Annotated in this window: 37 protein-coding genes and 1 pseudogene; 2 read left to right on the top strand and 36 right to left on the bottom strand. The window is 27.9% G+C overall.

Going from position 1 to position 26,932, the window contains the following annotated elements; genetic code table 11:
- Positions 1–2: 2 nt before the first annotated feature.
- From NSA23_RS12155 to NSA23_RS11985, 36 genes and pseudogenes are all read right to left on the bottom strand, one after another.
- Positions 3–911, bottom strand: coding sequence for a phosphotriesterase family protein (locus NSA23_RS12155; RefSeq protein WP_042678889.1), 909 nt, complete (start codon positions 909–911; stop codon positions 3–5).
- Between the two features lie 16 nt (positions 912–927).
- The gene (locus tag NSA23_RS12150) at positions 928–2,046 is read right to left on the bottom strand and encodes an amidase family protein (protein WP_042678890.1); all 1,119 of its coding nucleotides are present in this window, start codon (positions 2,044–2,046) and stop codon (positions 928–930) included.
- Positions 2,047–2,098: 52 nt separating this feature from the next.
- Complete coding sequence (locus tag NSA23_RS12145; RefSeq protein ID WP_042678891.1) at positions 2,099–3,382, bottom strand: YhfT family protein; 1,284 nt, start codon at positions 3,380–3,382, stop codon at positions 2,099–2,101.
- 147 nt (positions 3,383–3,529) lie between these two features.
- Positions 3,530–3,892, bottom strand: a complete 363-nt coding sequence (locus NSA23_RS12140; RefSeq protein ID WP_257490583.1) for a DUF2620 domain-containing protein — start codon at positions 3,890–3,892, stop codon at positions 3,530–3,532.
- An 11-nt stretch (positions 3,893–3,903) separates the two neighbouring features.
- A complete protein-coding gene (locus NSA23_RS12135) occupies positions 3,904–4,272 on the bottom strand; it encodes a PRD domain-containing protein (RefSeq protein ID WP_042678893.1) in 369 nt (122 codons plus the stop codon).
- 52 nt (positions 4,273–4,324) lie between these two features.
- Positions 4,325–5,263, bottom strand: a complete 939-nt coding sequence (yhfZ, locus tag NSA23_RS12130; protein WP_042678894.1) for a GntR family transcriptional regulator YhfZ — start codon at positions 5,261–5,263, stop codon at positions 4,325–4,327.
- A gap of 626 nt (positions 5,264–5,889) precedes the next feature.
- Positions 5,890–6,423: a flavodoxin domain-containing protein gene (locus NSA23_RS12125; RefSeq protein WP_257490582.1), complete on the bottom strand. Its 534-nt coding sequence runs from the start codon at positions 6,421–6,423 to the stop codon at positions 5,890–5,892.
- 139 nt (positions 6,424–6,562) lie between these two features.
- The gene (locus NSA23_RS12120; RefSeq protein ID WP_042678896.1) at positions 6,563–6,874 is read right to left on the bottom strand and encodes a YbjQ family protein; all 312 of its coding nucleotides are present in this window, start codon (positions 6,872–6,874) and stop codon (positions 6,563–6,565) included.
- Positions 6,855–7,076 (bottom strand): hypothetical protein, encoded by a 222-nt coding sequence (locus tag NSA23_RS12115; protein WP_042678897.1) that lies wholly within the window; start codon positions 7,074–7,076, stop codon positions 6,855–6,857. The genes NSA23_RS12120 and NSA23_RS12115 overlap by 20 nt, the downstream gene beginning before the upstream one ends.
- Positions 7,077–7,221: 145 nt before the next feature.
- Positions 7,222–9,084 (bottom strand): FtsX-like permease family protein, encoded by a 1,863-nt coding sequence (locus tag NSA23_RS12110; protein WP_257490581.1) that lies wholly within the window; start codon positions 9,082–9,084, stop codon positions 7,222–7,224.
- Entirely contained in the window at positions 9,071–9,835 is a 765-nt protein-coding gene (locus NSA23_RS12105; protein ID WP_042678899.1) for an ABC transporter ATP-binding protein, read from the bottom strand. The genes NSA23_RS12110 and NSA23_RS12105 overlap by 14 nt, the downstream gene beginning before the upstream one ends.
- A 91-nt stretch (positions 9,836–9,926) precedes the next feature.
- Positions 9,927–10,904, bottom strand: coding sequence for a sensor histidine kinase (locus tag NSA23_RS12100; protein ID WP_257490580.1), 978 nt, complete (start codon positions 10,902–10,904; stop codon positions 9,927–9,929).
- Positions 10,905–10,954: 50 nt separating this feature from the next.
- Positions 10,955–11,629 (bottom strand): response regulator transcription factor, encoded by a 675-nt coding sequence (locus NSA23_RS12095; RefSeq protein ID WP_257490579.1) that lies wholly within the window; start codon positions 11,627–11,629, stop codon positions 10,955–10,957.
- 377 nt (positions 11,630–12,006) lie between these two features.
- Positions 12,007–12,324 carry a serine hydrolase gene (locus tag NSA23_RS12090; RefSeq protein WP_042678902.1) on the bottom strand — a complete coding sequence of 106 codons (318 nt, stop codon included), beginning with the start codon at positions 12,322–12,324 and terminating at the stop codon, positions 12,007–12,009.
- 337 nt (positions 12,325–12,661) lie between these two features.
- Positions 12,662–13,432, bottom strand: a complete 771-nt coding sequence (locus NSA23_RS12085; RefSeq protein WP_257490578.1) for a class I SAM-dependent methyltransferase — start codon at positions 13,430–13,432, stop codon at positions 12,662–12,664.
- 174 nt (positions 13,433–13,606) lie between these two features.
- On the bottom strand, positions 13,607–13,924 hold the full coding sequence (locus NSA23_RS12080; RefSeq protein ID WP_257490577.1) for a hypothetical protein: 318 nt from the start codon (positions 13,922–13,924) through the stop codon (positions 13,607–13,609).
- A 44-nt stretch (positions 13,925–13,968) separates the two neighbouring features.
- Positions 13,969–14,367 (bottom strand): hypothetical protein, encoded by a 399-nt coding sequence (locus NSA23_RS12075; protein ID WP_042678906.1) that lies wholly within the window; start codon positions 14,365–14,367, stop codon positions 13,969–13,971.
- Between the two features lies 1 nt (position 14,368).
- Positions 14,369–15,028 carry a DUF998 domain-containing protein gene (locus NSA23_RS12070; RefSeq protein ID WP_042678907.1) on the bottom strand — a complete coding sequence of 220 codons (660 nt, stop codon included), beginning with the start codon at positions 15,026–15,028 and terminating at the stop codon, positions 14,369–14,371.
- 316 nt (positions 15,029–15,344) lie between these two features.
- On the bottom strand, positions 15,345–15,749 hold the full coding sequence (locus NSA23_RS12065; RefSeq protein WP_042678908.1) for a hypothetical protein: 405 nt from the start codon (positions 15,747–15,749) through the stop codon (positions 15,345–15,347).
- 121 nt (positions 15,750–15,870) lie between these two features.
- Positions 15,871–16,017, bottom strand: a pseudogene (locus NSA23_RS16785) (GNAT family N-acetyltransferase); the annotation flags it as partial.
- 433 nt (positions 16,018–16,450) lie between these two features.
- The gene (locus tag NSA23_RS12060; protein WP_222704705.1) at positions 16,451–16,690 is read right to left on the bottom strand and encodes an NUDIX hydrolase; all 240 of its coding nucleotides are present in this window, start codon (positions 16,688–16,690) and stop codon (positions 16,451–16,453) included.
- A gap of 162 nt (positions 16,691–16,852) precedes the next feature.
- A complete protein-coding gene (locus tag NSA23_RS12055; RefSeq protein ID WP_042678909.1) occupies positions 16,853–17,296 on the bottom strand; it encodes a GNAT family N-acetyltransferase in 444 nt (147 codons plus the stop codon).
- 141 nt (positions 17,297–17,437) lie between these two features.
- Complete coding sequence (locus NSA23_RS12050; RefSeq protein ID WP_042678910.1) at positions 17,438–17,875, bottom strand: hypothetical protein; 438 nt, start codon at positions 17,873–17,875, stop codon at positions 17,438–17,440.
- On the bottom strand, positions 17,875–18,075 hold the full coding sequence (locus NSA23_RS12045; RefSeq protein WP_042678911.1) for a helix-turn-helix transcriptional regulator: 201 nt from the start codon (positions 18,073–18,075) through the stop codon (positions 17,875–17,877). Before NSA23_RS12045 ends, NSA23_RS12050 begins: the two co-directional genes overlap by 1 nt.
- 742 nt (positions 18,076–18,817) lie before the next feature.
- On the bottom strand, positions 18,818–19,327 hold the full coding sequence (locus NSA23_RS12040) for a GNAT family N-acetyltransferase (protein ID WP_050069694.1): 510 nt from the start codon (positions 19,325–19,327) through the stop codon (positions 18,818–18,820).
- Positions 19,328–19,636: 309 nt separating this feature from the next.
- The gene (locus tag NSA23_RS12035; protein ID WP_042678912.1) at positions 19,637–20,014 is read right to left on the bottom strand and encodes a hypothetical protein; all 378 of its coding nucleotides are present in this window, start codon (positions 20,012–20,014) and stop codon (positions 19,637–19,639) included.
- Positions 20,001–20,567 carry a DUF6036 family nucleotidyltransferase gene (locus NSA23_RS12030; protein ID WP_050069695.1) on the bottom strand — a complete coding sequence of 189 codons (567 nt, stop codon included), beginning with the start codon at positions 20,565–20,567 and terminating at the stop codon, positions 20,001–20,003. Before NSA23_RS12030 ends, NSA23_RS12035 begins: the two co-directional genes overlap by 14 nt.
- A gap of 116 nt (positions 20,568–20,683) precedes the next feature.
- Complete coding sequence (locus NSA23_RS12025) at positions 20,684–21,124, bottom strand: NUDIX hydrolase (protein WP_042678913.1); 441 nt, start codon at positions 21,122–21,124, stop codon at positions 20,684–20,686.
- Positions 21,125–21,421: 297 nt separating this feature from the next.
- A complete protein-coding gene (locus tag NSA23_RS12020) occupies positions 21,422–21,709 on the bottom strand; it encodes a DUF2442 domain-containing protein (protein ID WP_042678914.1) in 288 nt (95 codons plus the stop codon).
- Positions 21,710–21,724: 15 nt separating this feature from the next.
- Positions 21,725–21,985 carry a DUF4160 domain-containing protein gene (locus NSA23_RS12015; protein WP_042678915.1) on the bottom strand — a complete coding sequence of 87 codons (261 nt, stop codon included), beginning with the start codon at positions 21,983–21,985 and terminating at the stop codon, positions 21,725–21,727.
- A 360-nt stretch (positions 21,986–22,345) separates the two neighbouring features.
- A complete protein-coding gene (locus NSA23_RS12010; RefSeq protein ID WP_042678917.1) occupies positions 22,346–22,906 on the bottom strand; it encodes a 2-phosphoglycerate kinase in 561 nt (186 codons plus the stop codon).
- Between the two features lie 101 nt (positions 22,907–23,007).
- Entirely contained in the window at positions 23,008–23,316 is a 309-nt protein-coding gene (locus NSA23_RS12005) for a hypothetical protein (RefSeq protein ID WP_147524964.1), read from the bottom strand.
- Entirely contained in the window at positions 23,307–23,534 is a 228-nt protein-coding gene (locus tag NSA23_RS12000) for a hypothetical protein (RefSeq protein WP_042678919.1), read from the bottom strand. The genes NSA23_RS12005 and NSA23_RS12000 overlap by 10 nt, the downstream gene beginning before the upstream one ends.
- 127 nt (positions 23,535–23,661) lie before the next feature.
- The gene (rlmH, locus tag NSA23_RS11995; protein WP_042678920.1) at positions 23,662–24,141 is read right to left on the bottom strand and encodes a 23S rRNA (pseudouridine(1915)-N(3))-methyltransferase RlmH; all 480 of its coding nucleotides are present in this window, start codon (positions 24,139–24,141) and stop codon (positions 23,662–23,664) included.
- A 115-nt stretch (positions 24,142–24,256) separates the two neighbouring features.
- Positions 24,257–24,841: a rubrerythrin gene (gene rbr / locus NSA23_RS11990; RefSeq protein ID WP_042678921.1), complete on the bottom strand. Its 585-nt coding sequence runs from the start codon at positions 24,839–24,841 to the stop codon at positions 24,257–24,259.
- Between the two features lie 154 nt (positions 24,842–24,995).
- Entirely contained in the window at positions 24,996–25,487 is a 492-nt protein-coding gene (locus NSA23_RS11985) for a hypothetical protein (protein WP_042678922.1), read from the bottom strand.
- A 129-nt stretch (positions 25,488–25,616) separates the two neighbouring features.
- Here NSA23_RS11985 and NSA23_RS11980 point away from each other — a divergent pair, with 129 nt between their 5' ends.
- Positions 25,617–26,294: a PQQ-dependent sugar dehydrogenase family protein gene (locus NSA23_RS11980; RefSeq protein WP_222704697.1), complete on the top strand. Its 678-nt coding sequence runs from the start codon at positions 25,617–25,619 to the stop codon at positions 26,292–26,294.
- Between the two features lie 33 nt (positions 26,295–26,327).
- A complete protein-coding gene (locus tag NSA23_RS11975) occupies positions 26,328–26,930 on the top strand; it encodes a PQQ-dependent sugar dehydrogenase family protein (RefSeq protein ID WP_222704698.1) in 603 nt (200 codons plus the stop codon).
- Positions 26,931–26,932: the final 2 nt, after the last annotated feature.

Raw genomic sequence — 26,932 nt, 5'->3', positions numbered from 1 at the left:
CCCTAAACATCTAATAATCTTTTTGGATTTTCAATCATGATATGCTCTATTTCTTCTTTACTTATTCCCATAGAAATAGCCTTAGGAATAAACTTTTCCATTAAGTAACTATATCCTATACCTCCACCTTTTTTTAAATGGGATTTCCTTGTCATATCTTGAGATAAAACAATTTGATCTATATGTCCTCTCTCAATTAAATATTTAATATATTTTATTCTATTTTCATCTTTTTCATATTTGGTTTTTCCGATAGTGTCAAATCCTAGATAACAACCACAATCTGCAATTCGTAAATGATATTCTTTATCACAATTTAAATCTAAATGTCCAATTAATACTTTAGATATATTTACCTTTTCCTTTTTAAATAATTCTAATTGTTCTAAAGCCATAGTACCTAAACTAGTATGAGTAAATATTGGATGTCCTGTTTCCCTATGGGTAAAAGCTGCTGCTTTTAATACTTTCAATTCAGCATGAGTAATTGTATCTTTACTAGTTCCTACCTCTCCTATTACATGTGCTTTCGTTTCTGTATATTTGATTCCTTTATTAATTTCACTAATCATTATTTTTGCTAGTTCACTATAATCTAAATCATATACTTCTACAGGATAGAAGGGTTCTTTATAATAACCAGTACTTGCTACTATATTCATTTTTGTTTTTTTCCATACTTCTTCTAATTTAGAAATATTCCTACCCATGCCAATATTAGTCACTTCCACAATAGAATCTACTCCTATGGATTTTAAATATTCTATCTCTTCAACAATGCTATCTATATTATCTAAATTAGCATCTGAATCTTTCTTTGGACCTGATAAATCAATATTTAAATGTTCATGAATATAAGTTCTACCTAGTTGTTCTTTATCTATAGTTCCTGATACAGTTTGTATTGTCATTTTAGGCCTCCTTATTTTAGATATAGCCCTGAGCTTCTCTTAAATAACTATCAATAAAATATTTTTCAAACAATGGAGGTAGAGATATTACGTCTTTTATAATCTTTCCTAAAGAAATAGCTATACTTCCACTCTCCATTCCTTCTTTTCCTATTAACAGTATTCCCATACTTAACTCGTTAATAGGAATAGTAACTGATGTACTATTTATCATATTTGCAACTTTTAATAAGTATTTACCTGAACTATCTTGTAAAGTTCTTCCTATATGTCCCCAATTACCTAATACAGAATCTCCTGTTCCTAATAAATCTACTGGACCTTCTAAGGTCATGATCATATCAATTTCTTCGTTAAATACTTCTTCGCATAAACTTATAGCGTCTCTTCTGTTATGAATCTTACTAAAGTCTTTTTCTACAAATTCCACAGTATTTTTTACTTGGCTAATTACTCCGTTTAATTCTTCCCTCATGTCTCTTCCAGTAGGTAAAGTTACAGAATTCTTTTTAGGAATAGCTATTTTTATATTTTTATCTTCCAATTCTTCATTATCGTAAATATTAATGGGAACAAGAGTCTTAATAACATCTACACACAAATTATAATTATGACTCATTACTCCAATACCAGGAGTAAAGACAATATTATCTGTAGAAATCTTATTTTTGCTTCCCTTTAACCCTAAACCTTTTGCCATAATTCCATAAAGATTAGTACTCATGGCTGGTCCTATTACCGAGCCTCCACCATCTGTACCTAAAGCAAAATCATTAATTCCTAATAAAATATTTACACAACTTCCACTAGAAGAGCCTGTCATTATTTTACCTGTTAAGGGATTGATTAAATTAACATCTATAGCTCTACCTCCTTGAGACATCTTGTCTAAAGTATGGAAGAGGAATCCACTATCTCTCAAAACCTTAACTAATTCTTTTTCTATTTGATTTGTATTTTTTACACCAAAAGTAATTAATTCTTTCTTAAGATTATTACTTAAGATGCAAACACCTTCATCAAGAATTTCTTCTCTATAATAATCTAAAGATTTATTCATCATTTTTTCTGCTTTTAATACTGATTTACTAATCTTAAGCATTTGATAAAGTTTATTATTATTTGTATCTGACATATTTATCACCTTTTATAAAAAAGATATAGAAAGAGGGGGGATCCCTCTCTCATTATGCTGGTATATTAAATAATCCTATTAAGGATAGTATGTTCGCTAATATTCCTACTAAAATTGCTGAAATTGGTCCTACTGCCATGGATACAACTGGTTTCCCAGCAATTTCATTTAATATATACAGTCCTGCTACTATGAAGAATCCCATACCTGGAGCTATTGCATTAGCTGCATTCATTCCCCCTACTAATAGGGCTACTTCTAATAGTTTGCTCATAGCATTTCTAATATTATCTCCTGCTTCTCTAATTCCAGGATATTTATCCATGGAATGTCCTAGTTTTCCTAATAGTATTATTTCTAACCCTATTATTGCTGCACCAATAATAAAAGATAGTATTGGATTTTTTACAAATAAACCAATAGCAAAAACAAAAGTCATACCTGCTGGTCCATATACTCCTGTTGCAATGCCTGTTGATACAATCAATGGTATAAACCCTATTCCTCTTGCTAAGGCGGCAAAGCCTGCATCTGTTATTTGTCCTTCACTAGCTAAATTTAAAGCTATTGGATCTCCCGAAATATAATTTAAAGATGTAGCTGCAGCTACTAATCCACCCATAATCATTAATACTACAATATTCCCTTTAATTCTTTCTACTCTCTCTCCGAATACTGAAGTTAAATCTACAATATCTTCTTCTGAAGCTTTTTCTCTAGTAGCATAAATCATAAGTATTATCATTCCTACAACTAAAGCCATGCCTTCTGGATTTAAACTTATTTCCCCAGAACTTATTGTAATTGGACTTATAATAATAGCTATTTGTCTACCAATTAATGAAAGAACTAAGTTTAATAAACCTTTCTTTGCACCATATTGATAAGCAGTTGCTAAGGCTGGAAACACTGCAAAAGATACTACTATTGGGGTTCCTACTTCTCCTAAACTATCTATAAAATTAACTGGCAATTTTTCAAAAGCTTTGACTATCCCTTCTAATCCTATAACTAAACCTACTCCATAAAGTGCACCTATAATTCCAGCAATAATTGTCCCCTTTTTATTGTCTGGGCAAAAAGTACCTATAATATCTGTCCCTAAAAATACACTATGAATTAAAATAATACTGGTAGTCAATGAAAAAGGAATCCCAAATCCTATTACTAGACCAAAACCCATTGCAAATGATGTAGCAGCTAATTCTTTTCTATTCATTCTACCTTCTAGGTATTCTGGCATTATTGGTCTTAAACCATCATTAAATACAGCAATGCCTTTATTAGATAAAATAGCTGCCAACGCTCCAATTATAGCAATCATTAAAGTTTTCATTTTCATCCTCCTTTGTTTTTATTTAAAAACTTGTAGTTCTACATAAATTATTGTACAGTTTTTTGTATATTTAAGGTGTAGTTATTTTAAGCTACTGTTTTTTAAATCAAATTTCAACAGTTTTTATTATACAGTTATAAAATAGTATTATTTCTTAAGTATTTCCCTAATTAATATTGGTAAAATAATTTCATAATGATCTCCTGTAAATCCAAAGGCAACCTTTCCCTCTTTTACTGCTTCAACTATTTCTGATTCTTTAGGTACTCTACCTGGCATGGAAAGAGTAACACATTTATCTCTTGTAAGTAATGCTATAGCCATACTTAAAGCACCACCACCTCCAGTGTGGCAAGCCCCTACATAATAATCTGCTTTAGCTGTTTTTACTGAATTCGCAGCCTGGATATCTGACTTTACATCTACATCTACTTCACTACCACCTAATTCCTTTACTAATTTTGCAATTTCTTGTTTTTCTACTTGTCCACCTACTACAATTTTAATCATTTATATTCCCCCTAATTATTAGTCTTTTCTATTAATGTACATACATGAAGAGCAATGTAATCCTTTTCATTTTGAGGTATAAATATATCTAGTTGTTCTTCAAGCAGTTTATAGTACTCTGGTAATTCCTTATACATTTTCGTTGTTTTTACTTCTTTAAATATTTCTTCATCTATACTTTCTATCTCTTCTCCTTTCTTTATTCTTGAAAGAGCCATAGCTAAATGTGTAACTAACATTGCACCATTCTCTTCCTTTACTTCTATAGAGTATTTTTTTTCAATATTTTTTGTAAAACCAATTACTGCCTTTCTCGTATAAGAATCTATTTCCCCTGAATTTTCTAATAGTTCCAGTCTTAAATTTAACATTTCATCCATTTTTTAACCTCCAAATTTCTGTACAGTATTTTGTATATTTATTTTAAAAAAATTAATAAGCAGGAATCATTTTATTATTTAACACCTTCTTTTGAATTTCCTGTATATACTCCATATTAATAAATTTATCTATAACATTTTTAAGTTCCTTATTATTGCTATTTATTACTAATGTAGCAATAGTATCCATCTTATTTATTTCTATAGTCCTAGGATTTTGAAGTGGCATTATATTTAATTTCAAAGACTTCTCTCTTATTTCATCTTCATTCCATATAGCAGCATCTATTTCATTGCCTTCCAGCTTTTGTATGATTTGATTATAAAATACTTCTACATATTTTACTTTTTTTCCTTCACATTCATATTTAGTTAATAAGAATTGGTCTGGTGAAGCTGGATCTATACCTATCCTCATACCATCTTTAATCTTTTCTATATTATTGTTTCTAAAAACAATTTTATGATGACCTACATAACTTTTCTCTCCAAACTCATACAATATTTCAATATTTGAAAAGCCTTTCATTTCATGATGAGCAGCTAATTTTGACGTTATTACAAAATCATATTTTCCTAAGTCTAAGGCCTCTATACGTTTTCCTGCTCCTCTCATAAAAGCTAAACTAAAAGGAATATTAGCTTTTTCAAAAGATTTATATAACCCTGTTGCCAATCCTTCATAACGTTTGGAATAAGGTAATGGCATAACACCCATTATTACCCCAAAACCTGAAATCGCCCAGAGCTTTTCATAATCTAAACTTACTATGTAAGTGCCTAAACGCCCTCTAGAGTCTATACTTATAGCACCTTCATCTTGTAAAAACTTTAAAGCTGCCTGTACTGTTCCTCTACCTGTTTCGAAATTATCTGTATATTCTCCAATTGTTCTAATTCTCTCGCCTACATCACAAGAAATCAATTCCCTTGCTAATAACATAGCTACATGTCCATTTTTAGACATTAACTTTGTTTTATAATCCTTCATAAATACCTTCCTTTATTTAAGTACAATTTTCTGTATACTTATAATAACACATAAAATATTTCTATGCAACTAAATTAGAGAACTAATAAGTCCAAATCATTATACTAAAATCAATACTATAAATTTAACTACAGCATGCCTTTGAACAGCTCATAAAGTGAATAAAGTTCTATTGAATATCTATTAGTTTTCTTAATTCCATTGTCATTTCTGATGAAACATAGAAAATATAGTTTTCGTATCCAATATACATAAATGCACTTTCTCGGCCTTCATTTCCTAAAAATAAATGTAACCCTTATGTATCACTATTTTCGTACTGATTAATATATCATAGTTGGATTTTTTTATTTATTTTTTATTTTCTCTTTTTGCACTTTTTATAAATTTCTTCAAATTATCACTACCTTGTAGTATCAATAATATTATAATAAGTCTAATTAATACAAAGATTTACTTCGTTATATTATTTCAAACATAAATAATATGAATAGTATACCATTAAAATACATATAACTTAACTTTTATAGCTTGGAAACAATATCTAGGAAACTTTGCTTTATCCCTATTAAGGTAAAAAAGCATTTACGAAAAATTTTCGATTCTACTAAACTCTATAAATAACTTCACTTTTCTAAAAATAATAATAAAGGTTTTAATGTACTCTTATCAGTAAAATCAACCTTTTTACCATATGTAGCTAAAAGCTCCCTATCATCATCAGACAATTCCTGAGAATCTTTCTTAGAAATTACAGTTTTGAGCATTGCCATCATAGATTTATGTATGAATCCTAACTTTTTGTAATCAATTCCACCACGTAAATGGAAAAACTTTATACTATCACTCATTTCTTTTGAAAAATTCTTTTCTATAATTGGAGAAAAAACTTCCTTCCTGTCAGTTGAAGCCAGCCCTACAGTAAAAACTATTATTCTTTTATCCTTTAAAGCCTTATAGTTTTTAGTTATAACAGAAATTCCAGCAATTCCACTTACATATAATCCGCCACCATAAACAATAGTATCGTATTCCATTAGTTTCTTAATATCTACTTGTGAATGTTCAAACAAGTCCGCCTTAGATTCTTCAGCTATCCATTGAGCATACTTTTTAGTGCTACCATATTTTGACTTATATACTACAACTATTTTATTCATATAGTTTCACTTCCTATATTATTATTTACTCAAAGCATTCTTTAATAATATACATTATGGAAAATATAGATTTGTTTTATTTATAGAAACTAATTCTATCTCTGATATATCATGGGTATTATTCCAAAACCTTCTTTAATTATTTAAATTTTACTGCTGTTCCATAGGCTATAACCTCAGCTGCTCCTTGCATTATAGCAGATGAAGCATAACGAATATTTATTATTGCATCTGCCCCTAATTCTTCAGCTTCTTCAACCATTCTTTTTGTGGCAAGAGCTCTTGCGTCATTCATCATTTCATTATAAGCCTTTAACTCTCCTCCTACAATGGTCTTAAAACCTTGAGTTATATCCCTTCCAATATTTTTACTTTGAATTGTGCTACCCTTAACTAAGCCAAGCATTTCAAGCTCTTTATCATTGTAATAATCAGTATTTACTAAGATCATCTTCTTCTCCACTCCTTATTTCTTTTATTCTTTCAATTAATACAAATATGCTGACTCCTATTAAAGCTAACGGAATTATAACCCCAACTATTTTTATCCACAATGGTTCAGGAATATTTATAATTCCTAAAATAAATAATGAGAAATATATTATTAGCATACATGTAATTATTAAAGGTGCTATCATTTTTTTAATTTTCATATAGCTTCTACTTTTAATTTTATAGAAGTAATAATTTAATTTATTATACCATTATCAGTATATGTTTTTCTAGACAATATAACTCTAAGTTTTTTAAAAATAGCCATAAGAACATTTTTTGTTCCTATGACTATTTTAAATCTTGCTATTGAACTATACTCATAAACTTTCTTCTAGTAAAGATATAAAATATTCCATATACTAATGTAAATATACCTATACTTATAATTGTAGGTATAATTAAATTAAACTTCATCATATTACTTAATACTGATATAGCAACTATACTGTGAATTGAACCAACTATCAATGGCAATATAAAGAAAATACCTACCTGTTTTGAAACTGATTTATATATTTCTAAATCTGTAGTTCCTAATTTCTTTAATATTTCATATTTACCTTTATCTCTAAAAGATTCACTCAATGTTTTGAAATAAATTATACTTCCAGTGCCAAATGCAAATACTAAAAACAAGAAAGCACCTAGGAAATAAATAATTCCTGTGAAATCATAAAATGTTGCATCAGCTATAAAAGAAGTATACAGTCCAGATTCTTTTGGTGGTAATGTTTCTGCCAACTGAAAAGTTAAATCTTTTATATTTTTTGGATTATCTAAGATAATACCATTAAACTGATGTTCTATAAAATTAGCTTTCAGCACTTCGTATTCTTTATCATTAACAACTATACATGGAAAATTAAGTCCATTTCCAAAAAGAGGAACCTTTGTACTAACTTTTATATCATATTTCTTATCTTTTATCCTAATATCCTGTGCTTCTATAAGGCTCATCATTGTCTGAGGTCTTTCTATATATCCTACTTCATTTTTAGACAAATTAAATTCAGAAATTATATCTTCTCTATTTTCCACTTCTAAGTCAGATAATATATCTTTAAAATCAGATAATTTAGTTACTACAACTTCATTATCAGGGACATAAAAGAAATTTGCTCTTTCTTTAAGCTTTATTGTATGGTTTGACTTTTTAATAATTTCGTCTACCTTCTCTATTTTTTCTTTATTATCTGAAACATAAGTAACATTATAAGGAACTTCTATTTTACGATTTTTCTCTACATAATATTTTAAAGAACTTACTGTACCAAAAGAAGTTATACAAGTTGTTATCAATACTGCTACTGCTGCAAGGGTTCTATAATTATTCTTAATCCTAAAAGCTATATTTGAAATACTAATAATATTTACACCTCTATATAGAAAACTCTTTTTATTTATATAATGTCTTATTACCATAGAAAAAAAAGATCCAAATAGCCAATAAGTACCTAATATAATAAGAAGTATTGTAGTCAGAAGACTTGTTCCAAAACCAAATTTTTCATAATTTATTGCAACATAATATGCAATACCAATTATTATTATTGAAACAATTCCTTTGAAATAATTAACTTTTGGAAGTTCTTCTTCTTTTTTTAAAGAATTTATCAAGTCAATTAAATTAGATCTAATAATACTTATATATCCTTTTAAAAAAATAAACACCAAAATAATTGAATACGCAATTATAGTATAAATAATAGCTTTTTTAGATATGAAAAAGTCGATTTTCATATTCAAAAGAGCTACTTTGGCAAGTATCATCATAAATAATTTACTAAATAAAATCCCCACTGCTAATCCTATAATTAATGATAATAGCCCTAATAATAATCCTTCAGAAGCAAATATAAAACCTACTTTATTATTGTCAATTCCCATAAAAGCGTACACACCAATTTCTTTTTTCCTTTGATTTAAGAAAAAATTAGTAGAATATACTATGAAAAATATTAAAAATATTATCATAAGCATAGAAGCACTCATAGATGCAGAATCTATATAACCAGAAGCTTCTTTATGTTCTAAAAATTGAGGATTATATCTCATTGACAAAAAATTATAATAGGTAGCTACAGAAAAAATCATTGCCATGAGATACAAACCATAAATTTTTATATTTCTTTTAAAATTAACAATTGCTATCTTAAAAGAGTTCATCTACCCCACCTCCCATAGAACCAAGTAAATCAATAATTCTCTTGAAGAATTCTTTTCTTGATGAATCTTTGTCTATTCTTGTGTGAATTTTGCCATCTTTTATAAATAAAATTCTTTTACAATAACTAGCTGAAAATGCATCGTGGGTTACCATTATAATGGTTGTATTGAACTCTTCATTCATCTTAGATAAACATTGTAATAATTCTTGAGAAGATTTTGAATCTAATGCTCCAGTAGGCTCATCTGCAAAGACTATAGAAGGCGAAGTAATAAGTGCTCTTGCTGCTGCTACCCTTTGTTTTTGTCCTCCTGATAACTGATAAGGATATTTTTTAGTTTGGTTTTTCAATCCAAAAAAACTGCTCAATTTTTCTACTTTACTCCTTATTTCTTTAGCATTCACTTTTGATAAAGCAAGAGGCAATGCTATATTATCTTCAACAGACATACTATCTAATAAATTAAAATCTTGAAATATAAAACCTATATTATTTCGTCTAAATACTGAAAGTTCTCTATTCTTCATATTTCCAATATCTTTGCCTTCATAATATATCTTCCCAGAAGTAGGTTTGTCAATAGTAGATAACATATTTAAAAGTGTTGTCTTACCTGCTCCAGATGGACCCATTATTCCTAAAAATTCGCCCCCATATACTTTTAAATCTATATTATCTATAGCCTTAAAAATAGCATCCTTAGAACCATATTCTTTTCTTAATTTCTTTGTTTCAAGTACTATTTTCATATTGTCATCCTCCTGTTTTAATGTTTAACTATATTTTAATATTTTCATTATCTAGCTACCATCACTTACGGTGACAATATGAATACTAATATTACATCTTTGTCACATTGAAATAATCAGATAACTTATAAAAAATTATTATAAATTCCGTATATTGTGACACTTGAGAATTAACCTTTATTCCTATATTTATCTTACTTGCAATTTTCTTACATATATAAAGTCCCATACCTGTAGATTTACTTGTCTTCCTCCCATTGGCCCCTGTAAATCCTCTATCAAATATTCTATTAATATCTTTTTTAGCAATACCCATTCCATTATCTCTTATTGAAAGTATTACACTTTCATCATCTTCTTTTGCAAAAATATTAATGTTTCCACCTATAGATACATATTTACAGGCATTATTTATTATCTGTTCCAATATATATGAAGCCCACTTCCTATCTGTTAATACTTCAAAATCCAAATCACCAATTTCTAATTCTATTCTTTTTGATATAAAAAGATTAGTGTTGGTCTTAATTGCACCTTTAACTAAAGAATCAATATTTACTTCTTCAACTATAAAATCTTCTGAATAACTTGATGATCTACTAGTATATAGTACTTGATTAACAAGAAAATTAGTTCTTTCTAATTCTTGCCTTAGTTGTTCTGATATATTGTACATATCTTCTTGTTCAATTTTGTCAGCTATAAGTTCACATACTGATAATGGTATCTTAATTTCGTGAACCCATTTTGTTATATAGTCATTTAACTCGTCCAAATTTTCTTTTAGTTGTTCTGTCTCTTTTAGTTTCTCTTTATTTTTTAAATCAACAACCTTTCTTATTAGTTTTTGTTCCAATTTTTCACCACTTGGAACAAATCCATCAATTTTTTCCTTATTATAAAGAGCACTTCTAAAATCTTTGTAAATATTTCTCCATTTAACATACCCTACAATTAAAAATGTAAAAGAAATAGAAAACAGTAGCATATTCATATACAGAATATCATTTAGAGATTTATTTAAATTTGTACTAGTTATTAGTATTAGATTTATAATTAAAGTTACCATTAGAAAACATATAATTGTCCAAAATAAATCTTTTAAATATTTAAAGAAACTCATGGTATCACATATCCTTGAGATCTCTTAGTTAATATGAAGTCTTTTAGTCCTATATCTTCAAGCTTTCTCCTAAGTCTATTTACATTCACTGTTAAAGTATTTTCACCTATAAAATATTCACTTTCCCAAAGTACCCTCATAATCCTATCCCTTGACACTATTTTGCCCTTATTTTTCATAAGCAATTGAAGAATTCTAAACTCATTCTTAGTCAGTTCTACTTTTTTATTATTATAGACTAGAGTCCCATTATTTATATTTAAAATAGCTCCTTCACATTCTATTATCTGTCCTTCACTTTCTCCATAAGAATAGGCTCTTCTAAGTATAGCTTGTATTTTTGCTACTAAAATATCAATAGAGAATGGTTTTGTAACAAAATCATCTCCACCCATATTCACTGCCATTATTATATCCATATTGCTATCCCTTGAAGATAAAAATATAATTGGAACTTTGGATATATCTCTTATTTTTTTACACCAATGAAATCCGTCAAAATAAGGTAAATTTATATCCATAAGCACTAAATGAGGCTTATATTTTGCAAACTCTTCTAATATATTTTCAAAATTTTCTATAGAAGCTGTTTCAAATCCCCATTTAGAAATTCCTTCTTTTATGTTGTTACAAAGAGATTTATCATCTTCTACTATGAGTATTTTATACATAATACCACCTCATATCTAAAATATTTTCTATTTTAACATATAAATCCTAAAAATTCTCAGTGAAAATATCTTATTATATTATTTCAACAAATACATCTGCCAATAATAAATATTAAAGCTAACAATAAAGCCTATTATACTTGTTAAAACATATTTAACTTTATTTCTTTTTATAATATTTATTCTCTTAAAAAGAAATGGTAAAGAAACAACATATAATAATAAAATAATCATAAAAATAAACGATAAATAAACATGAACTCTTATACTTTCCAAAGTACTATAATTTAAAATTTTCAAAGCCATAATAAATATGTTTAAGAAAACAAAAAATATTACAAATAGTATAGACAAATTATACTTATTTAGAGAATCTTTTAGATATAATTGTTTCCTTTTTTTAATCTAATAAATGTTATTAACTCTAGGATTAACATAATTATAGAATAGCAAAGAGCAAGTAAGAATAAACCAAGAACTATATATTCTGCAAGTGCAGTCCCCCAATTAGAATATGCTTTTACCTCTCCTACAGGATAAACCTGCTCAGGTTCTGCCTTCTGCAATGCCTTTTTCAAATCTTTAGTATTATGTATATCATCAACAAGTACATCAACAATAACTTCTTGCCAACCAGCATCATGGTGCATAAGGTTCTCTATTGTTATCTTTTCATTAGGATAGCTTTTCTTCAATATTTTATAACTTTTCTAGTTCTTTTACATTAAAACTCCATAAATGATACAATTTAGTTATACAAAGAATCACCTAAATCGCCATAATTATCAAATCTTAAGAATACAATCTACTTATAGGACATATCTAATATAAACATTATACCATTAAATAAAAATTTCTTATAATTTCCATAATCTCTAAGTATTATTCTATCCAACATAGCTCATCCACTACTTATGATTAGTGCTACTTTCAAAGCTTATTTGGTAATAAAATAAAACAGTAGGTTATTATAACAAGCCTACTGTTTTTAATAAGTAGTTCATTGATTATTTTTTTATTAAAATACTATATTTATTCTTTACTGGATATAATAAAAAATCTATGACATGTAAAATCAATGTAACCTAACTTTTCAATTATATTATGAATTCCTACTAATTTGTCAAAGTATCTTTCTATAGTAAAATCTGGTACTTGCCATGGTATTGCTTTCAAATAATATACAATGGCTCCTATATCATAAAATCTTGTTTTTATTAAGTCTTCTTTTTGTTCAAGTACCTTTAAATCTACTGCTTTTAATTGACCTACAGCTCTTTCTAGATTCCAATCAAAGAATTCAAACTCTGGAGCTCCTAAAAATTCATTGATTTCTTTATCATTCAATCCGCCAACCTGCTGAGTAACAAAAATTCCTTCATCCTTTAAAATTCTTTTAACCTCTTTAGGTGAATAAGATTCATGTTTATTTATTATAAGTTCAAAAGTTTCATCATCAAATGGTAGACATTCATCATTTTCAACCTCATAAACCTTTACACCTAAAGGTTCTAATTTGTTTTTTGCAATAAGTATATTAGGTTTATATCCTTCTGTAGCACAGGTGTATTTAGGTAATGGATCTAATGTAGATAAAAATTCTCCCCCACCTGTACCCATATCAAGTAAGGAAGATACTTCATGAATTTCTATCATTACTTTATTTCTATAATTCCAACTCAATGGAAACTCTTGCATTCTTCCAGTTGATTCTAAGAATGAGAAATCCCATCCTTCAAACTTTTCATTTACTTCATCCATTAGATAATTAAACAATTCTTTATTTATTAAACTTTTTTTCATATTTTCTTCCTCCCTCAAGTATTTTAAGATTCTAAATAAAAAATTCTTTTTCAGGAGGACTCCTTATAGGTTGTTATAATCCGTACATAATAGAATAAATATACATACATATACTCCTTTTTTAGTTATTTATATAGCTGATTATACTATATATTTACAATTTATATTTTCTTATTAAACTTTATTTAATGTAAATTCTACAATACTTAATATAGCTATTTTTTCATTAGTTTCATCTATACCATAACACCAAATATCTCCAATATATTTCCCTTTAAAATAAATAACTTTACCATAACTTAAGGCATCTGCTTTCAAAGACTCCTCAAATAATATTAATGCTTTTTCTAAGGATTCAATACTAAAGGGGAATAATCTTTTTATTTCTTCATCTTGAGTCTTCTTCCAAAAAGTCATAATGTGATCCTTCGTTCTTGTTTTTAACATTATGTCCATGAAAGCCATCCTTTCATCAATATAATAATCAATCATTTTTTATCTCTTTCAGTTTGTTTCAATAATTCACATAATTCTACTTATACAAAGAGTTGTATTATTCTTAAGCCTTCTAAAATTACCACTTTAGTTAAAATAATAAATGACAAAAGATAAAAAAGACTTTTTTGTAAAGCTGAACCTCTCTTTAAAATTAGACCAATTACACCTAATATTATTGCAACTATACCCAGACCACAGAGAAGAATGAACAGTATATTCATAGTTCCAAAAGTAATTGCAGGTTTTATCGCCATGGAATCCTTTATTCCTCCTGTTGCCGATAGTACTATACCTAATATGAGCATGATGGTACTCATTCTTTTCCAATTTACATCTGCTGGATTATTTTTGATAGTCTTAATGAATATGATAAAAAAGGTTATTAAAAAACAAGTAGAGATAAAATTTGCTACACTTCCAAAGTATAATTTAAACATTCTATCCCTCCTTTGTATTTATATTAAACATCCATAATGCTAATGCAACGTTTGATGTCATCAATGAATAAAGATTAACTCTCTCAACTAGACCTGCATATTGAGGAAATTCATTTGCTGCAACTACTGTCATAAATCCTGAAACAATAAACACAGTACTAAATAAAGCCATAAACCTTGTCATTCCTGGGTATTTTTTTGTTTTAGCTAGTCCAATAGTAAGCAGTATTGCTAAAACAATGTAACCAATTACAATAACTCCCGTTATAGCAAAATGCATGGTATTTTGAAAACTATTGCTCCATGCTGTATCAGATAAAGGAAATAGTTTGTATCCAAACGTAGATAACAATTCTGCAACAGCCTTAATAACCAATCCAGTATAAAAAGTTTTATTCACTTTTACTTCTTTTTTGAAATAAATTAACAAAACAATGCAAAAAACCATATTAAAAAAACTATAACCATAGCTAATGTTACTTGCTACAGTATGACTAATTGCAGTATCTGCTGTTAAATCACTAATTGGCTGGGCAATCGGATTATAATCTTTCCAAATCATTCTTCCTGCTACCACATGTGTCAGATAAAAAATAGTTTCCAATACTCCTGATAATGCTAAAATTTTTAAGGTGCTTTTTCCCTTTTTTAACGTATTCATGTTTTCCTCCAAAATTTTTATTAACTAAAACATTTCTTTAATAGGTAAAAACCAGTGCCCCAAATGCTGATTTTTATTTATTCCATTGTCTTAGTTAGTATGTATTTTTCAACTTATACAGCATAACTAACATAAATATTATGCTATTCAACATATCTCATCTACTAATATGATATACTCCATTATATTAGTGCTACTTTCAGAGCTTATTTGCTAATAGATATATTTAATTAATAGAATGAAATAAAACAATACAAAAAACTATAGCCGTAGCTAAGGTTACTTGCTACAGTATGGCTAATTGGAATATCTGCTGTTAATCTAATAGAGCTTTATATTCATCTACATCATCAAATTTATCCCAAAAACTAATGGGGATATCATCAGTGCTAATATTTTTCATATTAATCGGTTTTCCATCATTTAATTTATCTACAACTATATCAAAAGAATTATCATCATTTAATGTGATTTCAAAGCTTTGCTTGTTACTCTTAATTCTATATGAATTGTTTTCAGATTTTTTGTAAGTTCCTCTATCAACTTCCCTATTATCAATCCATTCAACAAAACTATTATCTTCTTCACGAATAAGCACTTGAATATGATAACCATTCACTTCACTCTGATAAAACCCCTTTAAAGTAGGTCTTATGGATAAATACCCCCATGATATCAAAATAATTACTATTGATAAAACAATAACTGTTAATTTTTTCATAACAATACCCCCATAATGTCTTTCTACTTATATGACATACCTTATATAAATATTATAACATTAAATCGTTACCACCCTTTCATTCAAAATATTATTTAAAATTTGTAATCATCTTACAAAACTATATATATGAATCATGATAAAATCCATGATGATAACGATATTTCCTCAATGTTCCTTCTTTAGTAAAACCAACTTTTTCAAGAACCTTTTGAGCAGCAACATTTTCCGCATCAGTGTCTGCTTCTATTCTTACTATCGGGTAGTTTTCAAATAAAAATTAATATATATAAGACCTATTAACTTTTTCCCTTCTTGAGCAATTAACATTTGAAATTTATAAGAACAAAAACCATCTTTTTCATATTTGTTTTGAAGTTGGTAAAATGATCGAAATTGAAACTCTTGATATTTTTCGCGTACTTTTTATGAATTCTATTCATATATTTCCTCCACATCATGTTTTTCAATTGTCCTTATGCAAATATTTTCTTGTATAATCATTTTACTAAATATCATCCTCCAGATTATCATGTAGTACACTTTTCTACTATTATTTAAAGATACTGCACCTCATGGAAAATATATGGATTACGAGAAAATACAAGATATACAACTCTTCCATCATAATTTAGCATATATCTGACTTTATATTTCGTAAATTCTCCATCAATTACATCTAATATTTTTTCTCTATCAAACTAATTTACTTCAAGGCTTTCGTCACTTGTTGTCAATTCACCTGAAATTGCTTTACCAGTAAATCCAAAACTTACAATTGTTCCAATAGGACTAATCCCATCACGCTGAAACATCTCCCCTATATTTGAATGAACTGCTATTAATTTCCCAATTTCTATAGTCATCCTATTTTCTTCTTTTATCTCTCTTTTTAATCCATTGATGAGATTTTCACCTATTTCGATTTGCCCTCCTGGAATCTCTCATCCCCTATCAGGACTTTTCACTAGGAGTATTTTCCCTTCATCATTTTCTATTAATCCACTAACAGCAACAATATGTACTGGGTAATTCATAATACCATTTTCTCCCTAATACATAATATGAAAATAATGAGTCTAAACTTCAAATATAAACTATAATCATAATCTTATGATATACTGACAGGTTTTCTTTTGTCCACTTTTATACAGCTCATGCCACGTTGGTACATCAATAATATCAATTAATTCAGCTCCACAGTATTCACAGGTCTTTCTGGACGCGATATTTTCTAGCGAACATGTAATAATAATTTCTTTCATTTGGTGTTTCTTTGCTAACAAAAATAACAACTTGCAAGCTTTTAAGGCATAGTGATTCCCTCTAAAAGGCTTATAAATTTCATAGCCTATATTTCCGCCATATCTTGTATTGTCATTATGACCAACACGTAAATCACACTGGCCTACTTCAGTATTATCATCACATCTGACAATCTTAAAATAATATGCAGGAACATATTCTTTTTCGATGTTTTCATCAGCGGTTTTATATAGATGCAAATAAATTTCTTGATTCTTCAAATCCGTCGTATCAAAAAACATTTCTATACCACCTCAAAATATAAATTATCAATACTTTAAATAATATCATCATTACGCCATTAAATAGAAATTTGTTATAGTTTTGATAATTTTTTAAGTATTCTCCGTAAATCAAAAAAAGCTACTTTATCTTCCTTTAACTTACATCTTACCATTAAAATATTTATATGCTATAGAAAATGCTAACACTTGAACACACATTGCTCCTATAGAAAAAAACGCTGGAATTCGATAGTCAAGCCAAACAAATGTAAATGCCATTACTATAAATAAAATTGTTGCTATGACGTTTGCAATGGCATAAGCAATTCTTAGTATCTCAATGTTTCTTTCATCATTTAATTCAATTTGTTCTTGTTTTAGTTTTTCAGCTGGAGTTCTTTTATAATGAATTAATTTAACTATTCCAATAGCTATAAATGCACTACCCATGCCAGTAAACATACCCATAAGCATATTCATATTGTGTGCATCATCTGGAAACCTTATAGAAGATACTATGCCGAATACTAATAGCACCATACCTATAACAATTAATATAGGCCAGAATCTTTTGCTTTTAATCGTCTTACATAACATTATTTTTCCTCCTCATAAATAAAAATTTCTTCAATTAACATATCAAAATATCGGGCTATTTTAAAAGCTAACGTTATAGACGGATTATACCGCCCATTTTCTAATGAACTTATTGTTTGTCTTGAAACTTCTAAAGCTAAAGCAAGTTCTTCCTGTTTGATTCCTTTTTGTTTTCTAATTTCTTCTAATCTATTCTTCACAAAGAAAAACACCTCTTTCGTACTATTTGTAAAGTTAGCTTTACATTATCAATATACTATGATTAAAGATAAATGTCAAGCATACTTTCCGTAAATATTTATAATAAAAGCAGATTATCTTTCAAATCTGCTAAAGAGCTTACATCATATTTTTAATTATTAAACAACCATGATTTTTTATCTCAATTTTTCCTCAAACTCCGTTATATAAATCCCACTTCCAATTTCAATATCACTTTTCTTGTTATAACCATTTTTTAGATATAAATTTATGGCAGGTAAATTTCTCTTTCCAGTACATACAATAATTTTATTTATATTATTTTCAATTCCTTCTATAAAAGTTAATCAATTTATCTACAATACTCTTCCTAAAAAAGTGAGGAATATTGCAACTTTGTGTATATCTAAAATACTCCCAATAATTTTAAATGAAATCATCCTTGCTAGAACGTTATTTATATGATATCCATAAAAAATTTCATCACATGCTTTACTGTTTCTATATCTTTTAAATCAAGTTTCTAAATCATCACTTTCTCCTTTTGATTTACATAGTTATACCTATACGAAATATCTAATATAAACATTATGCCATTAAATAGTAATTTATTATAGCTTCTGATAACTTTACTAAATACTAATATACAAAACATAGCTCATCCACTTACTTATGATACAGTTCCCCGTATCAGTTCTACTCGCAGGATATAAGATAACTTACTCTCTATCCCTTTTTTACTTAAATTATTTTTTCCATAACTTTGATTTCCCAGTTCCTTTCAGGATGAATTGTGCTGACCACTTCTTTTACTACTTTAAATCCCATTCTTGTCCAAAACTCAAATCCACTTTTGTTTTGCTTTAGCACACCCAATCTTAATCTACGATATCCTTTTTTTCTCATCTTCACTGTGAACTCCTCAATAAATGTCCTTCCGTATCCTTGTCTATGAAAATCTCCATGGATTATAAATAATCCTATATATATTGCATCTTCATCTGGATAATTCATTATATAATCTATAATTCCGATATCTTCACCATTTATTGATATTAATTTGTAGTTCTTGTTCTGCAAATTTGAGCCTGGTGGTATATCATTTTTATCTTCAATAACAGATTCAATTGAAGGTTTTCCATTCATTGAAATTTTAAAATACTCTTCATTTGTATCATAAATCTTTAAAACATTTTTAAGTAAATCCTCAGTAACTGTCTTTAATATAAATTCGTTTTCAGTATATTTCAACTTTCTCACCTCAAAAAATAATTTGTTTTTTCATTTTTTCCTTTATGAGAATACTGCCAGCTTTCAGAAAATACAATAGAAGCAATGTCAATATTAGACTGATTTATTGATTCAATTTTCACTCCTGTTCACCTCTTATAACATTAATCTACAAAACATAGATTGTCCTATTTATGATACGATTCACCGTATCAGTTCTACTCGCAAAATAAATAGGATGTATTTGGTAATAAATATAATACCATAGAATTAAAGCAGTAGATTTATTATAGAAATAATCTACTGCTTTAAAATTATATTTAAATTAATTTAAATTCTTTCAATACCATGCAAATCAAAATAAACATTCCTTGCCTTAAAGGGAGAAGGATTAATATATTGTAATTTCACTTTCTCAAAATCACTTATTCTTTTAGAATGAAAATAAGGTTTTTCAAATCTTAATCTTTCATCTCTTAACCAATCAGGAACCTCTATGTCATGTAATTGCAAATAGTAATCTATTAAGGCTGATATTTTGATTAAATACTTTATTTCTTCATCATTACAGTTATCTATATCTATTGACTCATATAAACTATTTATAAACTTTATATCTTTAGATTTTAATAATTCTAATAATTGATTTATACTTGTATTCTCATCTGGATACTCAAATAAATCCTTTAAGTATTTATTCCCAATCATAACCTAAATCCTCTCCTAAATATTTAATGAAATTTATTTGTCTCTCTCCTAAAAGTGTAAGGGGGATATAATCTGAAACTATATCTAAAAGCTCTGTTTTAGTAGTAATATTCAAATCTTTACACAATATATAAGCGTCTATAAAATCTTTAGCTGGCTCTGGTCTAGCAGCTAGCACTTTCATAGCAAGTAATTGTTCAGCTTTAGGTTTTAATATTTTTAAATTAGAATATACTTTATATGTTTCTTTATCTTCTTTTAAAAGAGATTTTAATGGCTCTTTAATATCTTCATTTATCCAATCATCGGAAAGATTAAAAGCATATTTGGTAAGGTCTAATATATTTTTTAACAATTTAGAGTTTGTTTCATTAAAAATACAATCTATATCTTTAGTAGCAGGTCTATTGTCATAAACCATAGTCATAATAGAACCACCATAAATTGTTATCTCAAGTTGTAATTGATTTTCTTTCAACCGTTCATTTAGATAATCGAAAATCTTCAATAACTTGTCCTTATCCATTAAACCTATATCGTTGGATTTAGCCATATTATCCCTCCTAATCATAGAATTGATTACTATTTTAATTATATCATACTAATAGGTAATTTTCGTTTATCACATATAATATAAACGATGTGTCTTAACAACCAGTAAAATCACGCTTATTTTTCGCCCTTTATTTCTATCACTTTATTATATAAATAAGGTTGAATTTCTGGATAGGTTAGATTTGCTGGTATTTTATTGAAAAATTCAATTTGTTCAATTTCATATTCTAATGTATTTTTAAAAGAATGGACTTCTGCATAAAACAACATTCCAAAAGTTTCATTTCCATTACTATTAACACAATTCCTTCTTGTAACTGAATATACTGTAATAGGTTCAATTTCAAAATTAATTGCTCCTGTCTCTTCTTGTAATTCACGCTTTGCAGTATCTACTATATTTTCATCTGGTTCTCTATGACCACCAGGAATTTCATAAGTTTCTCTTTCTTTATGTTTACAAAATATCCATCTACCATCATATCTGGCCATAATTACAGCAAACTTTAAATCTTTATCATTTATGTCATTATAAAACTTAACTTTTAATTTCATGCTACACCTCCTCTATTATAAATTCTCATTAATGAACATAATTTTACTTATACCACATAGTCAATACAAATATTATACCATTAAATAACAAATTATTACAGCCACATTTAGGGGCCCTAGTTTCCTACTACTTATGATACGGTTCACCGTATCAGTTCTACTGGCAAAACTTATTTGATAATAGATATTTCTAATAAAATGGGAGATTAGTTATCGAAATAAATAAACCAGCAGGTTTTATTGTACTAATCCTACTGGTTTTGCAAATCATTTATATTAATTATTATATCTAACCCTTTATGAAATTGCTATATCTGGTTCCTCAACTTCTGGACATTCATTATATAAAGTAATTGGGTCTATATCTAAACATTCAGTAGGGTCATAATTTCCTGATAAATCCCACGCTAATGTATCGTTTAATACGGTACATGTATTCATAAATATATCTATATCCTGTAATTGTTTAAATACCCCCTTTTGAATTAGTTCCCTAGCATTAAAAAGTTTAATTTTTCCATCTATAAAGTAAATATACACCTTGAAATCTCTAGTTGGGATAACCTGAATAACTTTATAATTCATAAAAGTTTCCCTCCTTTACTTTAATGGCTCAATTCTTTTTATCATCTCATGTCTTTTAGCAAGATGCCAATTTTCCATTAGTTTGTTTTTATGAATCTCACACCATGCAAGAACTAATTTTAACTGTTTCGCAGGAAAGAATCCCTTGAAGACAACACCATTTTGTATATCTATCAACACTTCAGCATTGCCATACTTTGCATGAAAGTGAGGTGGTAAATGGTCATTATAATACATTGTTACCTTTATTCCGTAAAAAGATGATATTTCAGGCAATAGTATTTCCTCCCTGCATGATATTTGTTTAACAGTATATATTTATTTATTATATCATAATTATTTTACTTATAGCAGCTTCTTATGCAGATTATCCTGTTCTTTATAATAATAGAGTTCACCCAATTTATCAGATTCAAAAATATTAAACATATCTAAAAAGTCAGGAGCTAGCTCATACTCACTTAAATTCCTTTTTTCTATAATTATTACCTCTATATCCTCTTTACTGCATATACCTTTTAATCTAATATTATTTGTAATAAAATAATCAGCACTCATAGCTATAATTGATTTAAATATATTATATCATTATTAAGTCTGAATTTTTAATTTACTTATTTTTTTATATGCTGTGGCTTAAATTAATTTTCTTACCCTATTATCAAGCCAACTATAAATTTGTTCAATTTCTGATTCATAGTTACTATTTATTTCAAAATAAGTTGCTTTATTTATCTTACACAACGATTTCAGATTTTTATGTTCAAGAATAAATTGTTCAATTGTTCTATCTTCATTGTACTTTCTATTCTCTATCTCACATCTATGAGCAATAATTTCTGATTCAAAATTTTCTTTTATATATTTGTCTGAAAAAATAATATAAAAATATATAATATCTTTTAAATAATAGCTGTGTAACTCCAAAATATTTTGAGGCAACAAACAGGAGCCTTCGATAATTAAATTTTGCTGATTTTCTATAACGGTCATTATTATTCCTTTAACAATGGGCCACAATTCTTCTGCAATTAATTCATCACTATCATTTACTGTAAAAGAACAGTTATCTCTTCCTCGTATAAGACCCATTTTTAAATGGTCTAGTGATAAGTATGGAAACTTATATCGCTCAAGTAATTTTTGAGCTATTAAAGTCTTACCCGTATGGCTGGCTCCACCAATTAAAATAACCAAAATATAGTCCCCCTTATCATATAGAATATATAAATAATCTTTAGTGCACAATATATAAAGAAAGCGTCTTAATTATAAAATTAATTAACTAAAAATAATTATTATTTACTCTGACCTAATACAAGTGTTGCGAATGCAAAAGAAGATTTATTTATCTTACTTCTAATCAATAAGCAATGTATGGATTTCTCTTCGACCATATACTCATAATATCTTTCCAAGTCTTCACTTTTCTCAAATATAAATTCTATATTTCCGTCTTCTACTGAAGTTAATATAAGTGGATTTATGTCATAATCAGAAACAATATTACCTCTTTCATCTACGATGTAATCATAAACTTCAAATTCAGTTGTTTCAAAATTCAGAGCTTCAATTTCAATTTTTTCTCCAAAATCAATCATTGGCAATTCAATAAATTTTTACCACCCATAAAACTTTTTATCCCTTCTTCAATATCTTCTTTCTCTTTACTATTTCTATCTCCATAATAAATTGGCTTTAATTCTTTAGAATCATATGATATTTTAATGGCTGGCTCTTGTATCATACTATTTTGGCAAGATGCTAAAACTAATAATATTAATAATAAACTAATCATAATAAATGAATTCTTAAATCTTTTCACAATACTTAATCTCCTAAAATATAAATTCTCTTTACTTCTCATAAATATACTTATATACATAATACCATTTAATCATAGTTTATAGTAGCCCCTTAGGCATAAATATTGGGTAAATAGGGCTTGTCCACTATTTATGATACGGTTCACCCTTCATTATCCTAAATCCTCTATATATTTGTTCCAATAATATTATTCTCATCAGTTGATGAGGAAAGGTCATTTTTGAAAAGGATAGTTTAAAATTACTTTTGTTTAATATTTCTTCTGAAAGGCCTAATGAGCCTCCTATGATAAATGTTATATCATTTGTTCCACCTAGAGTTATATCTTCAATTTTCTTTGAAAATTCTTCACTGGAGAAATTCTTTCCTTTTATATCAAGGGATATTATATAAGAGTTATTTGATAGTTTACTAAGTATTCTTTTCCCTTCTTTTTCTTTTATTATTTCAATTTCTTTTTCACTTAAATTTTCTGGTGCACTTTCATCTGTTACTTCTATTATTTTCAGCTTACAATATCTAGAAAGCCTTTTTGAATATTCTTTTATACCTTCTTGCATAAATTTTTCTTTAATTTTCCCTACTCCAATTATTGTTATATTCATTTCTACCTCCACTTTCTTTTATAAATCTTTTTTATTATACCATTTATTTTTTATATTTAAATATTTTTTAAACATAAAAAAACCGTAGAAGCTAAAAGCCCCTACAGTTTCATTTCTAGTAAGTTTCAACAAACACTTCAAAGTATCCTTGAGGATGAGCACATGCTGGACATGATTCTGGTGCAGATTTTCCTCTATGGATATACCCACAGTTATTACATTTCCATTCTACTATTTCATCTTTTTCAAATACTTTGTTATTTTCTATATTACTTAATAATTTTCTATATCTAGCTTCATGACGTTCTTCTGCTTCTGCAACTTCTCTCCATACATAAGCTATTTCTGGGAATCCTTCTTTTTCTGCTATATCTGCAAATTCAGGATACATTGAAGTCCATTCTTCTTTTTCTCCTTCTGCTGCAGCTAATAAATTTGATTTTGTATCTCCTAGAGCAACTGGATATGCTGTATTTATATTTACAGCTTCTCCTTCTAAACTTTTACTTAAAAACTTAAAAAATCTCTTAGCATGTTCTTTTTCATTTTCTGCTGTTTCCATAAATATATTAGATATTTGAACATATCCTTCTTTTTTTGCTTGAGAAGCATAGTATGTATATCTAGTTCTAGCTTGCGATTCTCCTGCAAAAGATTTCATTAAATTTTCTGCTGTTTTTGTTCCCTTTAAAGATTTCATCATAAAGCCCCCTTATTATATATTATTTGATCTTTCATACAAAATTCATTATACCAAAATTTATCTATTCTAGCCACTCTCCAAATTTTTATTAATTTCAAATTAGTAAAATTAAATGAGTTGATATAAAGGAAATACATGAAAACATCGTGCTTTACATTTTTTCATTTATTTTGTTAAACACAAAATTTGAAAATTTATTATATATGAGACAATAAAATAATGAAAATATAGTTAATATAATTAACTGAACTAGTACCTGGAAGGAAAACTCTTTTCCAAATATATTTATCCCGAATACAAAGGTCATAATACTTAATGATATAGTTAAAATGATTCCTCCTATGATTCCATTAACAATGCTTTTCTCAATATAAAAATTTGATATTCCTAAAGATAATCCTACTATTCCATTAGTAAAAAAGAAAAAAAACCCTTCATGCACACTTAATAAGACTACCAAAATACCTGCAACTATGTAAGTTAGTAAACCAATAATAGGTTTTTTTCTAGCACTAATGTATATAGGAATTCCACTTAAAACAGTAACAAAGATAAATGCTTCAGAAAATAATACGGGTATAATTTGGAATATGAAAGCTATAATAGCCATAAAACTACCTAATACAATCAACTTAGTACTCATATTAAATGATACCTCCCCTTATATATTTATGAATATAACAAATAACTGTTCTTAGATTAAATAAATTAACCTTTTATGCACTTTTGCATATATTTAATAACAATATTATTTTAATTTGGGAGGATAGAAATGAATAGATATGTAAATCCAGAGGATATAAAAGTACCAAAAAATTATAAAATTGAAGTTTTTGCCACTAATTTAACAACACCTATAAATTTAATAATTACAGAAGAAAATGAAATGTATCTTGCTGATTCAGGAGTTACTGATGGAAATGGAAAAGTGTTGAAATTAACTTCAAATGGGTTCGAAATTATTGCTGAAGGTTTTAATCCTCCACTTACAGGAATAAACTATTTTGAGGAGAAAATATATGTTTCCCATAGAGGAAAAATAACTACAATTGATAGAAGTGGAAAAACAAAAGATATTATCAGTGGATTACCTAGCTGGGGGGATCATCACAATAACCAAGTAATGTTTAGCCATGATGGGAAAATGTACTTTGGACAAGGAACTGCCACAAACTCTGGAGTAGTAGGTCTAGATAATACTGTGTGGTTAAAAAATCATCCTCAATTTCATGACTATCCAGGAGAAGATATAATACTTAAAGGTGAAAATTTTGCCACAGAAAACATTTTAGGAAATCCAGAAATCGACATAGCATGTACAGGTGCTTATTCACCTTTTGGAGTAGGAGTACCTAGTACTTTTTGTGAATGTATAAAAGGTGTTAAAAAAGCAAGTGGTAGTATAATGCGAGCAAACCCTGATGGTTCAGATTTAGAATTAGTCTGCTGAGGACTTCGGAATCCATTTAGACTAAAATTTGATATGTATGGTAGACTATTTTGTACGAATCATAGAGCAGATGTTAGAGGCAGCAGGCCTATTGATAATTGTCCTGATGAATTTCAATTGATTAAACCTGGCATATGGTATGGATGGCCTGATTATTCAGGAGGATATCCTGTTACATTGCCAATATTTAAACCAGAAAATGCACCCCCTTTGGAATTTCTACTGGCAAAATATCCAATGGTCCCTCCTAAATCATTTGTGAGTTTTCCTAATCATGCAGCAAATATGGGATTTGATTTTAACTATAATTGTGATTTTGGTCCTTTAGGAGATGCATACATAGCTTTATTTGGAAGTGAAGCTCCTGAAACAACTGGTGGAAAACCGCTACCATGTGTGGGCCATAGAGTTTCAAAAATTGATATGAATACAAAAAAAGTATCAGATTTTGCAATAAATAAATCTGGTTGTCCTGCAAGTTTGACTGGTAGTGGAGGTCTGGAAAGACCTATTGATGTTGTATTCGATAATTATGAATATATGTATATTGTTGACTTTGGAATAGGCGCTGAAGGAGAAGAGGAAGAATGGCTTCCAAATACAGGAGTAATATGGAAAGTATCGAGAATTAAATAAAG

Source organism: Anaerosalibacter massiliensis (assembly GCF_024623155.1).
Taxonomy (GTDB): domain Bacteria; phylum Bacillota; class Clostridia; order Tissierellales; family Sporanaerobacteraceae; genus Anaerosalibacter; species Anaerosalibacter massiliensis.
Note: the sequence above shows the minus strand (reverse complement) of the source record. Positions and strands in the feature narration are given on the sequence as shown.

Bases quoted from the DNA above. Each gene is read 5' to 3' on its own strand.
- NSA23_RS12145 (WP_042678891.1), bottom strand. From the start codon at position 3,382: ATGAAAACTTTAATGATTGCTATAATTGGAGCGTTGGCAGCTATTTTA.
- NSA23_RS11975 (WP_222704698.1), top strand. From the start codon at position 26,328: ATGTATGGTAGACTATTTTGTACGAATCATAGAGCAGATGTTAGAGGC.
- rlmH (WP_042678920.1), bottom strand. From the start codon at position 24,141: ATGAATATAACAATAATTGGAGTAGGGAAAATTAAAGAAAAATTTATG.
- NSA23_RS12100 (WP_257490580.1), bottom strand. From the start codon at position 10,904: ATGGTAACTTTAATTATAAATCTAATACTAATAACTAGTACAAATTTA.
- NSA23_RS12055 (WP_042678909.1), bottom strand. From the start codon at position 17,296: ATGTTTTTTGATACGACGGATTTGAAGAATCAAGAAATTTATTTGCAT.
- NSA23_RS12030 (WP_050069695.1), bottom strand. From the start codon at position 20,567: ATGGCTAAATCCAACGATATAGGTTTAATGGATAAGGACAAGTTATTG.
- NSA23_RS12120 (WP_042678896.1), bottom strand. From the start codon at position 6,874: ATGATCTTAGTAAATACTGATTATTACAATGATAAAGAGCTTGAAATG.
- NSA23_RS12050 (WP_042678910.1), bottom strand. From the start codon at position 17,875: ATGTTATGTAAGACGATTAAAAGCAAAAGATTCTGGCCTATATTAATT.
- NSA23_RS11985 (WP_042678922.1), bottom strand. From the start codon at position 25,487: ATGAGTACTAAGTTGATTGTATTAGGTAGTTTTATGGCTATTATAGCT.
- NSA23_RS12020 (WP_042678914.1), bottom strand. From the start codon at position 21,709: ATGAATTATAAAGTTATTCAGGTTATCCCAACTAGAGATTTCAAGGTG.
- NSA23_RS12065 (WP_042678908.1), bottom strand. From the start codon at position 15,749: ATGAAAAAATTAACAGTTATTGTTTTATCAATAGTAATTATTTTGATA.
- NSA23_RS12140 (WP_257490583.1), bottom strand. From the start codon at position 3,892: ATGATTAAAATTGTAGTAGGTGGACAAGTAGAAAAACAAGAAATTGCA.
- NSA23_RS11980 (WP_222704697.1), top strand. From the start codon at position 25,617: ATGAATAGATATGTAAATCCAGAGGATATAAAAGTACCAAAAAATTAT.
- NSA23_RS12135 (WP_042678893.1), bottom strand. From the start codon at position 4,272: ATGGATGAAATGTTAAATTTAAGACTGGAACTATTAGAAAATTCAGGG.
- NSA23_RS12085 (WP_257490578.1), bottom strand. From the start codon at position 13,432: ATGAAAAAAAGTTTAATAAATAAAGAATTGTTTAATTATCTAATGGAT.
- NSA23_RS12110 (WP_257490581.1), bottom strand. From the start codon at position 9,084: ATGAACTCTTTTAAGATAGCAATTGTTAATTTTAAAAGAAATATAAAA.
- NSA23_RS12155 (WP_042678889.1), bottom strand. From the start codon at position 911: ATGACAATACAAACTGTATCAGGAACTATAGATAAAGAACAACTAGGT.
- NSA23_RS12025 (WP_042678913.1), bottom strand. From the start codon at position 21,124: ATGAAATTAAAAGTTAAGTTTTATAATGACATAAATGATAAAGATTTA.
- NSA23_RS12125 (WP_257490582.1), bottom strand. From the start codon at position 6,423: ATGAATAAAATAGTTGTAGTATATAAGTCAAAATATGGTAGCACTAAA.
- NSA23_RS12035 (WP_042678912.1), bottom strand. From the start codon at position 20,014: ATGATTGGGAATAAATACTTAAAGGATTTATTTGAGTATCCAGATGAG.
- NSA23_RS12150 (WP_042678890.1), bottom strand. From the start codon at position 2,046: ATGTCAGATACAAATAATAATAAACTTTATCAAATGCTTAAGATTAGT.
- NSA23_RS12080 (WP_257490577.1), bottom strand. From the start codon at position 13,924: ATGATTGATTATTATATTGATGAAAGGATGGCTTTCATGGACATAATG.
- NSA23_RS12095 (WP_257490579.1), bottom strand. From the start codon at position 11,629: ATGTATAAAATACTCATAGTAGAAGATGATAAATCTCTTTGTAACAAC.
- yhfZ (WP_042678894.1), bottom strand. From the start codon at position 5,263: ATGAAGGATTATAAAACAAAGTTAATGTCTAAAAATGGACATGTAGCT.
- NSA23_RS12070 (WP_042678907.1), bottom strand. From the start codon at position 15,028: ATGAATACGTTAAAAAAGGGAAAAAGCACCTTAAAAATTTTAGCATTA.
- NSA23_RS12105 (WP_042678899.1), bottom strand. From the start codon at position 9,835: ATGAAAATAGTACTTGAAACAAAGAAATTAAGAAAAGAATATGGTTCT.
- rbr (WP_042678921.1), bottom strand. From the start codon at position 24,841: ATGAAATCTTTAAAGGGAACAAAAACAGCAGAAAATTTAATGAAATCT.
- NSA23_RS12075 (WP_042678906.1), bottom strand. From the start codon at position 14,367: ATGTTTAAATTATACTTTGGAAGTGTAGCAAATTTTATCTCTACTTGT.
- NSA23_RS12115 (WP_042678897.1), bottom strand. From the start codon at position 7,076: ATGAAAATTAAAAAAATGATAGCACCTTTAATAATTACATGTATGCTA.